We start from the raw sequence: 14272 nt of genomic DNA, 5'->3' as shown, positions 1-14272 counted from the left end.
GCGATCATTGCCCCCTGAACTTGGCAGGACGCTTCTCCAGGAACGCGGTGACGCCCTCCTTGAAGTCGGCAGTATTGCCTGCCACGCGCTGCGATTGGAATTCGAGGTTGAGCTGCTGCTCGAACGAGTTCTCGGGGCTGTCCCAATAAAGCCGGCGGATCAACGCCAGCGCCACGGTCGGGCCATTGGCAAGCTCGGCCGCGAGCTTCATCGCTTCCTCCATCAGCACGCCATCCTCATGGACGCGATTGACGAGCCCCCATTCGAGCGCCTTCTCGGCCGGCAGCTTCTCGCCCATCAACGACAGCTCGATGGCGCGGGCCCGTCCGACCAACCGGGGCAGCAGCCAGGTCGAGCCGCAATCGGGCACTAGGCCGATGCGGCGGAACGCCTGCAGGAAGTAGGACGACTTCGCGCACAGGATCATGTCGCCCATCAGCGCGAAGCTCATGCCGGCGCCGGCGGCCGGGCCATTGACCGCGGTGACGATCGGGCAGTGCAGATTGCGCAAGCGCCGCAGGAAGGGATGGAAGGCGGTCTCCAGCGCCGCGCCGGTATTGCTCCGGCCGGGCTTGGCCTGCTGATTGCCGCGGCCCTGCAGATTGGCGCCGGTGCAGAACGCGCGCCCGGCGCCGGTGATGACGAGGCAACGCACATCTGCCTTCCTGTCCTCGATTTCATCCAGCGCCTCGGCGAGACCGCCCAGCATGTCCATCGAGACCGCGTTCATGACCTCCTGATGGTCGAGCTTGAGAACGGCCACCGGGCCTTCGAAATCGAGCGTGACGTGCTTGAACTGCATGGTTTCCTCTTTACGGCTCTCGCGCCGGCGCTGCATTCTCCCTTGCGGAAATTCGGTGCCGGGCAGCGCTTGATTGGTTCGTGCGCATATTTGATTTTTGCGGCCAGCTTGTCCATGCTCGCCGACCAGGACCGACCTGCCATAAGCGCGCAGCTGATGCGCGCCCATAAACGGAAACGCTCATGTCTCTCTTCGATCTTACCGGCCGCGTTGCCATCGTCACCGGCGGCAATGGCGGTATAGGCCTCGGCATCGCCCAGGCACTTGCGTCTGCTGGCTGCAACGTCTCGATCTGGGGCCGCAATGCCGAGAAGAACAAGGCCGCGGCGGCATCGATGGCAGGCGGTCCGGGCAAGGTCGACACCCGCATCTGCGACGTCACCGATCCCGCCTCCGTCAACGCGGCGATGAAGGCCACGCTCGACACCTTCGGCCGCGTCGACGGCTGCTTCGCCAATGCCGGCATCGGCGGCGGTGGCCGAAAGTCCTTCATCGAGCGCAGCGAAGACGAGTGGCGCGCGATGTTCGCGACCAATCTCGACGGCGTCTTCCACGCCTTCCAGGCCGCGGCCAGGCACATGACCGAGCGCGCCGCGAGCGGCGATGCGTTCGGCCGGCTGGTGGCAACCTCGAGCCTTGCATCGATCTTCGGCACCGCGCGCAACGAGCACTACGCTGCGACCAAGGCCGCGATCAACGCACTGTGCCGGGCGCTGGCGGTCGAGCTCGCCCGCTACGGCGTCACTGCCAATGCGATCCTGCCCGGCTGGATCAAGAGCGAGATGACCGCGGGCATCATGGCCAACGACAAGTTCGTCGCCAACGTCATGCCGCGCATTCCGGTCCGCCGCTTCGGCGAGCCCTCCGATTTCGGTGGCATCGCGGTGTACCTGATGAGCAAGGCCTCGTCCTATCACACTGCCGACTGCTTCGTCATCGACGGCGGCTACACCGCTTTCTGAGGCGGCGATGATGCGCTCTACGCGGCGGCTCTGCGGCGCCGCTGCCTTTGGCGCGGTCCGCAACAGCCGCAATGGTTCCAGTCTCCATGCAAAAAATTTCGGAAATTTAATCCGGCTCGGCCGCCACCGCTCTGTGATTTGTGCGTTTTCTCTTCTACATGGCAAGAAAATTTGATTGGGATGGCGGCCATGAGGCGGGGAATAACGGTACTGGCCTGCGTGTCCGCGCTGGCAGTCGGCGGGTACGTTGCGATCAGCAAGTGGGGCATTCAGCACGAAAGCCTTGCCCTGTTCGATGCGGTGCGCCAGCGACCGGTGACGGTCGATGTCGCCGTGCGCAAGGACTATGAGATGAAGGCCAATGCCGGCTTCTGGCGGCTGCCGGTCGCAGTCATCAGCAACGGCAACACCGTCAGGAACACGGAGTACTCGTTCCTTGCCAACGTGTTTGCCGCGCGCGGCTATCTCGTTGCCAGCGTCCAGCAGGACCTGCCGACCGACCCGCCCCTGGTGACCAAGGTCGGCGAGCCCTATGTCGGCCGCCTTCCCGTCTACAAGAAGGGCGAGGCCAACATCCTGTTCACGCTGGATGAGCTCAAGAAGCGACATCCCAATGCCGACTACGAGCACCTGACCATGGTGGGTCACTCCAATGGCGGGGACACTGCGATGTATTTCGCCAAGGAGCATCCCGACATGGTGAGGCAGGTCGTCACGCTCGACAATCTGCGGGTCCCCTTCGTGATCCGCGACAAGATGAAGATCCTGTCGTTCCGGTCGGATGATCCCCAGTTCAAGACCGATCCCGGCGTGCTGCCGGCAAAGCTGAGCAACGGCATCAACATCATCAAGACCAAGTTCATGCACACCTGGATGAGCGATCGTGGTCCTGATACCGCCAAGGAACGGATCCAGGCGACGCTGGATGCGTTCCTCGGCGGCGAGCAGGAGAGCGAGCTGGCGCCGGCACCGGTCGACACCAAGAATCTGATTGTCTCCAACGATGCCGCACCGCAGCCGTGAGGCGCCTCGCAAGTCCGGATGAGCGGCCGCGTTCTCGCGGCATGATCTGCCCGAGTTGCTGAAGCTGTTTGCCATCTCATCATGAATGAGAGGGCACGGGGAATGCCAGGCGCTGGCCTCGCCCATGGCCCGCGTGCGAAAAAGAATGCACGCGGCGGTTACCACAGGGTCAGCCGAGACATCCCGGCATTCCCCGCGCGATGGTTTTACGACTTATACGTGGTCTCCCCGGGGACCGGCGTTCTTGCCCCCGTATCGCGACAATGCACGTTTCGCACATTGCGCTCGGCATCAGCACCGGGATGCCAGGACCCCACGACTTCACCGTCCGTATCCGGCACGATCGTCTCGCGCGCCGTCCACGTCCACCGCTGCCCGCCTCGCGCTTCGTGACGATCGGCCGAAACGCCCCTCTTCATCGAGGCGGGATGGCCGAGATCATCGTTATGATTTGCCCGACGACACAAGCGCGCGAGCCTGCGACAAACTGGCACGACGGGCAATTTACGCATGACGGCCCGCATCGATTTGCGGGCACACCCGTCGAGCTATTGCTGCGGCTTCTTCACCGCCGGGCCGCTCTTGTTGCCGGGCAGGCCCTTCACATTGGCCGGGTCCTGCGCGCTGACGTTCGGATTCTGCCGATCCATCGTGCTGCTGCTGCTGGAGCCAACCGTTCCCGATTTGGCAGGCGGTCCGTTCTTGTTGCCCGGCGCGCCCTGGATGCCAGCGCCCGAATTCTGCGCGCTGGGCGGCGCCGAGTTCGGCTGCACGTTCTGTGCGGATACTGCAGTTGCGGAGACCAGAAGTCCTGCCGCAACCAGGCTCAAAATCGCTCTCATGGCACTACCTCCCGATGTGCTGCCCTGCGAGCGAAACGCTGCCAGATGCGAGGCGTTCCGATGCGGTTCGAACTATCTGTCGCAAGTGGCCTCTGCGCGACCGCGAGATGGAAGCGCATGGAGTGAACGACTCGACCAAGTCGCAGTCATCAAGGCAGTTGTATTCCGTGCAGGCCTGCCCGCTTTATCGGCTTTCTCGGCTCGCTGTGCCGCACTACCGTTGCGCTCATCGACGCCCACAGCAGGACCCTTCCATGGAATACCTCCCCGCCGATCTTAGTCCGCGCGAGCGCTACAAGATCCTGACCTCCTTCGTGCTGCCGCGGCCGATCGCCTGGGTGACGACGCTCGGGCCGACCGGGCTCGTCAATGCGGCGCCGTCTCGTTCTTCAACGTGCTTGGCGAGGACCCGCCGCTCTGCGTCTTCGCGATCAACCTTCGCCCGGACGGCCGCACCAAGGACACGCTTATCAACATTCAGCGCGCTGGCGAGTTCGTGGTGCACATCACCGACGAGCCGCTGGCGCAAGTGATGCACGAGACCGGCGGCGACTTTCCTCCCGAGATCAGCGAACCTGATCATCTCGGATTGCAGCTCGCGCCGTCCAGCACGATCGCCGTGCCGCGCCTCGCGGATGCGCCGTTCGCGATGGAATGCCGCACCTGGAAGATCATCGACGTCAATGGCGACCGCCGCCTGGTGTTCGGCGAAGGCGTCAACTTCTATATCCGCGACGAATTATGGGATCGCGAAACCATGCGCGTGCACATGGAGCGCTTCCAGCCCGTCGGGCGCATGTTCGCCGATCGCTATTGCAAGACCAACGAGCGCATGGACTTTCCGCCGGCCAAGGGGGCGTAATAAGCTTGCCGTATACACCGCTGTCGTCCCGGCCAAGCGAGCGGAGCGAGCGGGAGCCGGGATCCATAATCACCGACGCTATTTGTTCGAACAGGCCGGAGCTACAGCCATCGCGATCACCGCGGCCTGTGATTATGGGTCCCGGCGCAAGGCCGGGACGACAGCGTGCATGGAGTCAGCAGCGCTGGAAAATCAGCTCTTCGTCTCCTGCCCGATCTTGTCCTGCGTCTTGGTGTCGAAATCGGACGCGTCGTGGCGCTCGTGGAGCTGGCTCTTCGGATCGCCGGAGACGCGATTGACCATGCGGCCGCGCTTCACGGCCGGACGCTTGGCTATCTCTTCGGTCCAGCGCTGCACGTGCTTGTAGTCCTGCACCGAGAGAAATTCGCCGCTCTCATAGAGCAGGCCCTTCGACAGCGCGCCGTACCACGGCCACACTGCCATATCGGCAATCGTGTAGTCGCTTCCTGCGAGATATTCGCTCTCCGCAAGCCGGCGGTTGAGCACGTCGAGCTGACGCTTCACCTCCATGGCGAAGCGGTCGATCGCATATTCGATCTTGGTCGGCGCATAGGCATAGAAATGGCCGAAGCCGCCGCCGAGATAGGGCGCAGCGCCCATCTGCCAGAACAGCCAGGACAAGCATTCGGCGCGCTTGGCCGGCTCGGTCGGCAGGAACGCATTGCCGAACTTCTCGGCGAGATACACCAGGATCGCGCCCGACTCGAACACCCTGATCGGCTTGTCGCCGCTGCGGTCCAGCAGCGCCGGGATCTTGGAGTTCGGATTGATTGCAACGAAGCCCGAGCCGAACTGGTCGCCATCATTGATGCGGATCAGCCAGGCGTCATATTCGGCCCGCTGGTGGCCGAGCGCCAGCAGCTCCTCCAGCATCACCGTGACTTTCACGCCGTTCGGCGTTGCCAGAGAATAAAGTTGCAAGGGATGACGGCCGACCGGCAATTCCTTCTCATGGGTGGGACCGGCGATCGGGCGATTGATGTTGGCAAAGCGGCCGCCGCTCGGCTTGTTCCAGGTCCAGACCTTCGGGGGCGTATAGGTCGCGTCATCTGTCACGGGCATCCTCCGGCTTCGACATTCATTGCGACCTATCTACGCACGGATGGCGGCCGGCGGAAGTGCGCGGGCACTCGGCAGCCTTGCGCAAATCTGCATTGCCTCCTCCCGCCCGCGATGACAGAACCGCAGATCAAGACAACGATATCAGACCATCAGGTCGCACTTTGGGAAACGCCATGGCTGCCAATTCGCTGATCGCAGAGCGCATCCCCGTCATCATCGGCATCGGCGAGATCGTCGATCGGCCGGCCGACATCGCCGCTGGCCTGGAGCCACTGGCCCTGCTCGAGCAGGCGGTCAGGCGCGCGGAAGCAGATGCAGGCGCAGAGTTGATCGGCGACATCGGCTCGCTCGACGTGGTGAATTTCCTGAGCTGGCGCTACCGCGAGCCGGAGCAGATGCTGGCGCGGCGGCTTGGCATCAAGCCTGCGCATTGCACTTACGGTCCGGTCGGCGGCGAGAGCCCGATCCGCTATCTGCACGAGGCCGCCTTGCGGATCGCGCGCGGCGAATGCGAGGTCGCAGCCGTCTGCGGCGCCGAGGCGCAATCCACCGCAACCAAGGCCGAGCGCGCCGGCATCACCCTGCCCTGGACGCCGTTCGCTCACGATGTCGAGGAGCCGAAACGCGGCGCGGCATTCCAGAAACCGCTCGCGGTCAAGCTCGGCGTCTTCCGACCGGTGAGCGTCTATCCGTTCTACGAAGCCGCGAGCAGCGCCGCATGGGGGCAAACGCCGCGGCAGGCATTGGCGGAGTCGGGCGAGTTGTGGTCGCGCTATTCCGCCGTCGCTGCCAGCAATCCGAATGCCTGGCTGAAGCGGCACTTCGCGCCGGAGGAGATCACGACGCCCTCAGTCGACAACCGTCCGATCGCCTGGCCCTACACCAAGCTGATGGTGGCCAATCCGATGGTGAACATGGGCGCGGCGCTGATCCTCACCAGTCTGGCACGTGCACGCGCCGCAGGGATTTCCGAGAGCCGCCTGATCTGTCCGCTCGGCGGCGCATCGGCGGAGGACCCGCGCGACTATCTGATGCGCGACCAGTTCGCCGAGAGCCATCCGCAGAATGCGGTGCTGCAAGCGGCGATGGCGCTCGCCGGCGGCAATGGTGCCGCCTTCGACGCGATCGAGCTCTATAGCTGCTTTCCCTGCGTGCCGAAGATGGCCCGGCGTACGCTGGGCTTAGGCAGCGATGTCGAGCCGACCGTGACCGGTGGGCTGACCTTCTTCGGCGCGCCGCTCAACACCTACATGACGCACGCCGCCTGCGCGATGGTGCGACGCCTGCGTGATGGTTCCAACGACGGTGCAAAGCTCGGCCTGCTCTACGGCCAGGGTGGCTTCGTCACCAAGCATCACGCGCTGGTGGTCTCGCGCGAGCCGCCGAAAGACGCGCTGGCGCAGGAGGTCAGCGTGCAGGCGGAGGCGGACCGCCGCCGCGGCGCGGTGCCGGAATTCGTCGCCGAGGCTTCGGGCCGCGGGCAGGTCGAGAGCTTCACCGCGCTCCATGGCCGCGATGGCGCGGTCGAGCACGGCGTGGTGATGTTGCGCACCGAGGCTGGCGCACGCACGCTGGCCCGAGTGCCGGCGATCGACAGCGTGACATTGGCACATCTGATGGACATGGAGCGCACGCCGATCGGCTCCCTCGGCGAGATCACGATGGCCGCCGATGGCGTGCCGGAATGGCGGGTGGGTTAGAAGCGGAGCCCGGTGCACTGCAGTCCACGACGTTGGTGAGGCGGAGCGCACGGCAAATTCCGAACACCCTCTTCCCTTGTGAGAAAAGGTGGCGAAGCTCCGGATGAGGGGTCTGCATCCGCCGAGACAGACCCCTCACCCGGCTCGCATTTCGCTTCGCTCATGCGATCCACCCTCTCCCACAAGGGGAGAGGGTGCACCGTTGCCGTGGATACAGTGAGAACTAGATGATCCAAAACGTGATAACCGGCTTTGTCTCGGATCATGATTTAGCGCGGTGCTGTCCCGGGCTCAGTGCACCCTCTCCCCTTGTGGGAGAGGGTGGCGAATCGAACGAAGTGAGATTGAGCCGGGTGAGGGGTTTCTCTCCTCGCAGACGATTTGTGATGGTGGCACCAAGCCCTCACCCAAGCGAGTATGTAGCAAGCTGCGGTGCTGCCCTCTCCCACAAGGAGAGAAGGCGCAGCAATGTGCATCGCGCCCAAGAGATTCTCTACGAGTGTCAGGCGGCTCTACCCCTTCGGCGCTTGCGCCTCGGAGACCTTCTCGGGTTTCGCATCCTTCTTGGGGCCGGCGATGCGGACCTGGTCGCCGTCGGACAGGCCATCCGGCGGTGCGACGATAACGCGATCCTCCGCCGTGAGGCCCGAGCCGAGCTCGATGTTGCGGCCGAGGTCGCGCGCGATGGTGACGGCCTTGAACTTGACCTTGTCGTCGGGGCCGACAGTGGCGACGCGCAGGCCGCTCTGGTCGAAGATCACGGCGCTGGCGGGCACATGCAGCGGCACGGTGCCGCGATCGAGGTTGAGCTTGACGCTGGCATAGCCGCCGGGCATCAGCTCGCCGCCGGAATTGTCGAGGCCGAGCTGCATGCGCGTGGTGCCGGACGAGACATCGACCGCCTGCGCAGAGGCCTCCACCGTCGCGGTGAAGGTCCGGTTCGGATATTCCGGCACCGTGATCTTGGCCTTGGCGCCGATCTTCACCGCCGGCACATAGTTCTGCGGCACGTTGACATAGACGCGCAGCTTCTTGATATCGGAGATGACGAACATCGGCGTCGAGCCGCCGCCGGCATTGATCAGCGCGCCGACATCGGTGTCGCGCGCAGTGACCACGCCGTCGAACGGCGCGGTGATCTTCTTGTAGCCGGCCAGCACCTCCAGCCGCTCGACATTGGCCTCGCCGGATTTCACCGCGGCCTTCTTGTTGTTGAGATCGGCCGTGCGCTCGTCGATCTCCTGCATCGAGACGAAGTTCGAGGCGATCAGCGTCTTGCGGCGATTCAATGTGGCTTCCGACAGCGCGGCGGAGGCCTGCTGGCTGGTGAGGTCGGCGCGCGCCTGCAAAAGCTGCTGATCGAGATCGGGCGCCTCGATCTCGGCGATCACCTGCCCGGCCTTGACCTGAGCGCCGATATCGGCGCTCCAGCTCTTCAAATAGCCGGAGACGCGGGCGAAGATCGGCGCCCGATAATAGGCCTCCAGCCGGCCCGGCAGATCGAGAGTGTTGCTCAGCACCTTGGCATCGGGTGCGATCACCGCCACCGTCGGAACGGCCTGATCGTCGGTCCACTCCTTGAGCTTGCTGTCATTGTCCTCGCGGGCGCGGATGCCGGTGACAACCATGAAGACCAGGCCGACGCCCACCACCAGAGCGAACAGGCTGAGCTTCCAGCGCGAAACTGGACGACTTGTTGGCTCAGTGGGCATGCGATGTCTCCAGTGCGGCGGCCTGCTCAACGCTGTCCTTGGCGGCCTGCTTCTTGTGAACCATGCTGAATACGACGGGGACGAACATCAACGTCGCGAAAGTAGCAAATATCAGGCCACCGATCACAGCCCGTCCGAGCGGTGCGTTCTGTTCGCCGCCTTCGCCGAGCGCCAGCGCCATCGGCGTCATGCCGATGATCATGGCGAGCGCCGTCATGAGCACCGGGCGGAAGCGCACGAAGCCAGCCTCGATCGCAGCTGCGATGGGATCGCCCAGCTCGGCATAGCGCTCGCGTGCGAACGAGATCACGAGCACGCTGTTGGCGGTGGCGACGCCCATGCACATGATGGCGCCGGTCAGCGCCGGCACCGACAGCGTGGTGTGGCTCAGAAACAGCATCCAGATGATGCCGGCGAGCGCCGAGGGCAAGGCGGTGATGATGACGAACGGGTCGGACCAGGACTGGAAGTTCACCACGATCAAGAGATAGATCAGCACGACGGCGCCGAGCAGGCCGAACAGCAACCCCGAGAAGGCGCTGTTCATGGTCTGCACCTGGCCGAGCAGCGCCACCGAGGATCCCTTCGGCACCTCCTTGGCACTATCTGCGATCAGCGTCTTGATGTCGTTGGAGACCGCGCCGAGATCGCGTCCTTGCGTGGTCGCGTAGATCTGCACCATCGACTGGATGTCGTATTGCGAGACCACGGCGCTGGAGGTCGACCGCTTGATATCGGCGATGCCGCCCAGGATCGGCGCCGAAGCCGAGCCGCTCGCCGAGATCGGCAGCGTCTCCAGCTTGCTGAGGCTGTCGATCGCAAACTGCGGCGTCTGCATCACGATCGAATAGGACACGCCATTGTCGGGATTGAGGTAATAGGTCGGCGCCACCTGCGAGGAGCCGGCGAGATTGACCACGAGGCTGTTGGTGACGTCGCGCTCGGTCAGCCCGACATATTGCGCGCGGGTGCGGTCGACGTCGATGTTGAAGGTCGGGCTACTCGCCGACTGCTGGATGCGCGCGTCCGCGATCCCCGGAATGTGCTTGATGCGCGCCAGCAGCTTGTTGGCATAGGCGAAGTTGCCGGCGATATCCGCGCCGCGCACCTGCAGGTCGATCGGCGCCGGTGCGCCGAAATTGAGGATCTGGCTGACGATGTCGGCGGGGAGGAAGGCGAAGGTCATGCCCGGGAACTGGCGCGGCAGTTGCTCCCGCAGCGCCCGCACATACTCCTCGGTCGGACGATGGCCTTCCCTGAGCTTGATCTGGATGTCGCCGTCCTGCGGGCCGATCACGCCGGTGTTGTTGTAGGTCATGTTGATGCCGGAGATCGGCATGCCGATATTGTCGGCCACCGTCTCGATCTCGGCCGGCGGAATGATCTTGCGGATCGCCTTCTGCACCTCGGCGAACTGATTGGCGCTCTCCTCGATGCGGGTGCCGATTTGCGTGCGCGCATGCATCAGGATGGCGCCGGCGTCCACGGATGGAAAGAAGTTGCGGCCGAGATAGGGAACGAGCAGGAACGACAGCCCGACGAAGCCGAGAAAGAGCAGCAGGAACACCGCCCGCGCCTGCATCGCCAGCATCAACAGGCCGCGATAGCCGAGGCGGATGCGCTCGAACCGCGCCTCGAAGCCGCGCTGAAACAGGACCAGCGGATTGCGCGTCCGCGGAGGGCCGTCCTCGCCATGATCGACATGGGGCTTGAGCAGGTATTTCGCCATCGTCGGCACCAGGGTGCGCGACAGGATGAACGACCACAGCATCGCGAACATCACCGCTTCGGCCATCGGCACGAACAGGAAGCGGGCGACGCCGGTGAGAAAGAACATCGGCACGAACACGATGCAGATGCAGAGCAACGAGACGAAGGCCGGCGTCACGATCTGCTGCGCGCCATCCATGATCGCGGGCTCGACATCCTTGCCGTGCTCGAGATGGTAGTTGATGTTCTCGATGGTGACTGTGGCGTCATCGACCAGGATGCCGACGGCGAGCGCAAGCCCGCCGAGCGTCATGATGTTGAGCGTCTCACCGACGGCCGCCAGCATGATGATCGCGCCGAGCACCGACAGCGGGATCGACACCGCGATGATGATGGTCGAGCGCCAGCTGCCGAGAAACAAGAGGATCATCACGCTGGTCAGGAGCGCGGCGATCACGCCCTCGAAGGCGACGCCTGCGATGGCGCTGCGCACGAACACCGACTGGTCGCCGATGAAGCCGATCTTCAGCGCGTCCGGCAGCGCATCCTTGACCTCGATCACCTTCTGCTTGATGCCGGAGATGATGTCGAGCGTCGAGGTCGCGCCGGCCTTCAGCACCATCATCAGCACCGAACGGTTGCCGTTGACGTGGACGATATTGGTCTGCGGCGGGTTGCCGTCGCGCACCGAGGCGACGTCGCGGACATAGACCATCGCGCCATTGACGGCCTTGATCGGCAAATTGCCGAGCTCGTCCATTTTGAGCGGCGAGTTGTTGAGCTGGATGTTGTACTCGAACTGGCCGATCTTCTGGGTGCCGACCGGCGTGATCAGGTTCTGCGCAGCGAGCGCGTTGGCGACGTCCTGGCCGGACAGGCCACGCGCCTGCAGCGCGGTCGGATCGAGATCGATCTGCACCTGGCGCTGCTTGCCGCCGAACGGATAGGGGATCGCGGCGCCCGGCACGGTGACCAGCGGGGTGCGGAGCTGATTGATGCCGATGTCGGCGAGGTTCTGCTCGGTCAGGCCCTCGCCCGACAGCGCGAGTTGGATGATCGGCACCGTGGAAGCCGAGTAGTTCAGGATCAGCGGCGGCGTCGCGCCCGGCGGCATCTGCTTCAAAAGCGTTTGCGAGATCGCGGTGACCTGCGCATTGGCGGTGCGGATGTCGACGCCCGGCTGGAAGAAGATCTTGATGATGCCAAAGCCGTTATAGGAGTTGGCGACAATGTGCTCGATATCGTTGACGGTGGTGGTCAGCGACCGCTCGAAAGGGGTCGTGATGCGGCCGGCCATCTGGTCCGGCGGCAGGCCGGTATACTGCCAGACCACGCCGATCACGGGGATGCGGATATCGGGGAAGATATCCGTCGGCGTACGCAAGGCGGCCAAGGGGCCAACGATCAGAAGCAGCAGCGCGAGCACAACGAAAGTGTACGGCCGGCTGAGGGCGATGCGGACCAGTGCAATCATGGACGGGGTAGTTCCGAGGCCTGCGGCGGACCAGATGCGTGAGTGTTCGCATTGATCTACCGCAAAGTCCGCGGGATCGCCAAGCGGGCGTGGAAACGCCCGCCGTCACTTCCACATTACCCGCGCGCGATCGCCCGCTTCATGTTCGCATGGCTCGTATTCCGTTTCAGCGGGCAGCTCCCCGCGTGGAGGTTTTACGCCGCGCGCACCGAGCTCAGGAAATTGCCGACCTCCTGCTTCAGGCGGCTCGAGTCGCCGGAGAGCGCCTTGGCTGCCGACAACACTTGCGTGGAAGCCGAGCCGGTCTCGGCCGCGCCGCGCTCGACATCGGCGATGTTCGCGGACACCTGCTGGGTGCCATGCGCGGCCTGCTGCACGTTGCGGGAGATTTCCTGGGTTGCGGCGCCCTGCTCCTCCACCGCCGCTGCAATCGTCGAGGATATCTCCGACAGCCGCTCGATGGTCGTGGAGATTTCCTTGATCGCGTTCACCGAGTCCTGCGTCGCGGCCTGGATGCCGGAGATCTGCTGACCGATCTCACCCGTCGCCTTCGAGGTCTGCTCCGCGAGCGCCTTCACCTCAGAGGCGACCACCGCGAAGCCGCGGCCGGCCTCGCCGGCACGCGCCGCCTCGATGGTGGCATTCAGCGCCAACAGGTTGGTCTGGCCTGCGATGGTGTTGATCAGCTCGACGACGTCGCCGATGCGGGTGGCGGCTTTCGACAGCTCGCTGACGCGCTCCGTGGTCGAGCGCGCCTGGCCGACCGCATCGCCCGCCATGCGCGCTGACTCCTGCACCTGGCGGCTGATCTCGGTGACCGAGGACGACAGCTCCTCGGTCGCGGAGGCGACCGACTGCACGTTGGACGTGGCTTCCTCCGAGGCGGATGCGACCGCGGTCGCGAGCTCCCGCGACCGCGAGGCGGTCGAGGTCAGCGTGCCGGCGGAGGCTTCGAGCTGCGAGGACGCCGATGACACGGTGTTGACGATCTCGCCGATCATGGCCTCGAAATTGCGGGTGATGGCGTCGACGCGGCGGCCGCGCTCGATTTTCTCCTCGGCATCGCGCGCGGCGGCCTCGTCGGCAGCCTTCTTGGCGATCAGCGCCTCCTTGAAGATCTGCAGCGCATCCGCCATCGCGCCCATTTCAGTCGTCTTGCCACGGTGCGGCACCTCGGCGGACAGATCGCCTTCGCCGAGCGCCTGCATCGGCTTGATGATGGAAGCGATGCCCGAGATGATGTCGCGCACCAGGAAGAAGCTGACGGCCACGCCTGCAATCACGGCAAGACCGAGCATCATCCCGACGATCATGATGGCGGAGGAATAGGTCTCGGCCGCGTCGCTGGAGGCCTTGGACGCCCCATCGTTGTTGAGCGTGATGTCCTTCTGCAGCACCTCATCGGCCTTGAGCCCGATCTTGTTGACCGAGCTGGTGTTCAGGTCATGAGCCTCCTTCGGGTATTGGCCCGCGGCCTTGCGCGACAGCTCCATCACCTTTTCGGTGCCCGCCTTGTACTCGGTCCAGAGCCGGGCCCATTCGTCATAGAGCGCCCGTTCCTCCGGCGAAGTGATCATAGCCTCGTAGCTCTTGCGGATCCTGGTATTGCTCTCGACGACGGTCTGCAGCGTCTTCTCCTGCGCCAGCTTATCCTCCAACGTCTCGGAGAGCATGTGCTCGCGAATGACGTTGCGATAGGTGATGGTGCCGGCACGCAGCTCGCCGAGCACGCGGACGCTGGGCAGCCAGTTGGTCGTGATGTCCACCGTGTTGGCATTCATCGACCGCATATTCCTGACGGCAAGCAGGCCCATGCCGGTCATGACGACGAGCAGGAAAGCGACGACCGTGATGATCTTCGCGCGGATCGACATATTTGCAAACATGAACACCTCTCGGGCCTGCGTGCGCGCGCATCAGATCGCACGTCCGCATCGTTGAAGAACGTGATGGTTACGCAGGACTAAACGCGGGTTCCTCAACTCGCGTTAACATGCCGCACCGTATTAATACCGTCCCGAGGCGGCGTGCCGCGAAGGCTCGCGCAATGAAACGATCCCGCAGAAACGAGAAAGGGAGCCGCGGCGCAGGCCACGGCTCCC

9 protein-coding genes and 1 pseudogene are annotated in these 14272 nt (G+C 64.3%); 4 read left to right on the top strand and 6 right to left on the bottom strand.

What is annotated here, in order from left to right:
* Positions 1-4: 4 nt before the first annotated feature.
* A complete protein-coding gene (locus tag P6U24_RS14000) occupies positions 5-802 on the bottom strand; it encodes an enoyl-CoA hydratase/isomerase (RefSeq protein WP_407159674.1) in 798 nt (265 codons plus the stop codon).
* A 182-nt stretch (positions 803-984) separates the two neighbouring features.
* Here P6U24_RS14000 and P6U24_RS13995 point away from each other — a divergent pair, with 182 nt between their 5' ends.
* Positions 985-1764: an SDR family NAD(P)-dependent oxidoreductase gene (locus tag P6U24_RS13995; RefSeq protein ID WP_407159673.1), complete on the top strand. Its 780-nt coding sequence runs from the start codon at positions 985-987 to the stop codon at positions 1762-1764.
* Between the two features lie 189 nt (positions 1765-1953).
* A complete protein-coding gene (locus P6U24_RS13990) occupies positions 1954-2787 on the top strand; it encodes an alpha/beta hydrolase (RefSeq protein ID WP_407159672.1) in 834 nt (277 codons plus the stop codon).
* A gap of 548 nt (positions 2788-3335) precedes the next feature.
* Here P6U24_RS13990 and P6U24_RS13985 read toward each other — a convergent pair.
* A complete protein-coding gene (locus P6U24_RS13985; RefSeq protein WP_407159671.1) occupies positions 3336-3629 on the bottom strand; it encodes a hypothetical protein in 294 nt (97 codons plus the stop codon).
* Positions 3630-3883: 254 nt separating this feature from the next.
* Between P6U24_RS13985 and P6U24_RS13980 the strand changes: the two are divergent.
* Positions 3884-4491: pseudogene (locus tag P6U24_RS13980) on the top strand (flavin reductase family protein).
* A gap of 192 nt (positions 4492-4683) precedes the next feature.
* On the opposite strand, the gene yghU reads toward P6U24_RS13980, so the two are convergent.
* Positions 4684-5568, bottom strand: a complete 885-nt coding sequence (gene yghU / locus P6U24_RS13975) for a glutathione-dependent disulfide-bond oxidoreductase (protein ID WP_407159670.1) — start codon at positions 5566-5568, stop codon at positions 4684-4686.
* 179 nt (positions 5569-5747) lie between these two features.
* Here yghU and P6U24_RS13970 point away from each other — a divergent pair, with 179 nt between their 5' ends.
* Entirely contained in the window at positions 5748-7274 is a 1527-nt protein-coding gene (locus P6U24_RS13970; protein ID WP_407159669.1) for an acetyl-CoA acetyltransferase, read from the top strand.
* Positions 7275-7786: 512 nt separating this feature from the next.
* Here P6U24_RS13970 and P6U24_RS13965 read toward each other — a convergent pair.
* From P6U24_RS13965 to P6U24_RS13955, 3 genes are all read right to left on the bottom strand, one after another.
* Positions 7787-8986: an efflux RND transporter periplasmic adaptor subunit gene (locus tag P6U24_RS13965; protein WP_407159668.1), complete on the bottom strand. Its 1200-nt coding sequence runs from the start codon at positions 8984-8986 to the stop codon at positions 7787-7789.
* The gene (locus P6U24_RS13960; RefSeq protein WP_407159667.1) at positions 8976-12170 is read right to left on the bottom strand and encodes an efflux RND transporter permease subunit; all 3195 of its coding nucleotides are present in this window, start codon (positions 12168-12170) and stop codon (positions 8976-8978) included. Before P6U24_RS13960 ends, P6U24_RS13965 begins: the two co-directional genes overlap by 11 nt.
* A gap of 194 nt (positions 12171-12364) precedes the next feature.
* Complete coding sequence (locus P6U24_RS13955) at positions 12365-14056, bottom strand: methyl-accepting chemotaxis protein (RefSeq protein WP_407159666.1); 1692 nt, start codon at positions 14054-14056, stop codon at positions 12365-12367.
* Between the last annotated feature and the right edge of the window lie 216 nt (positions 14057-14272).

The sequence above is a fragment of the Bradyrhizobium sp. STM 3557 genome (assembly GCF_045571465.1).
GTDB lineage: Bacteria > Pseudomonadota > Alphaproteobacteria > Rhizobiales > Xanthobacteraceae > Bradyrhizobium.
This window is presented reverse-complemented; position numbering and strand designations above follow the sequence as displayed.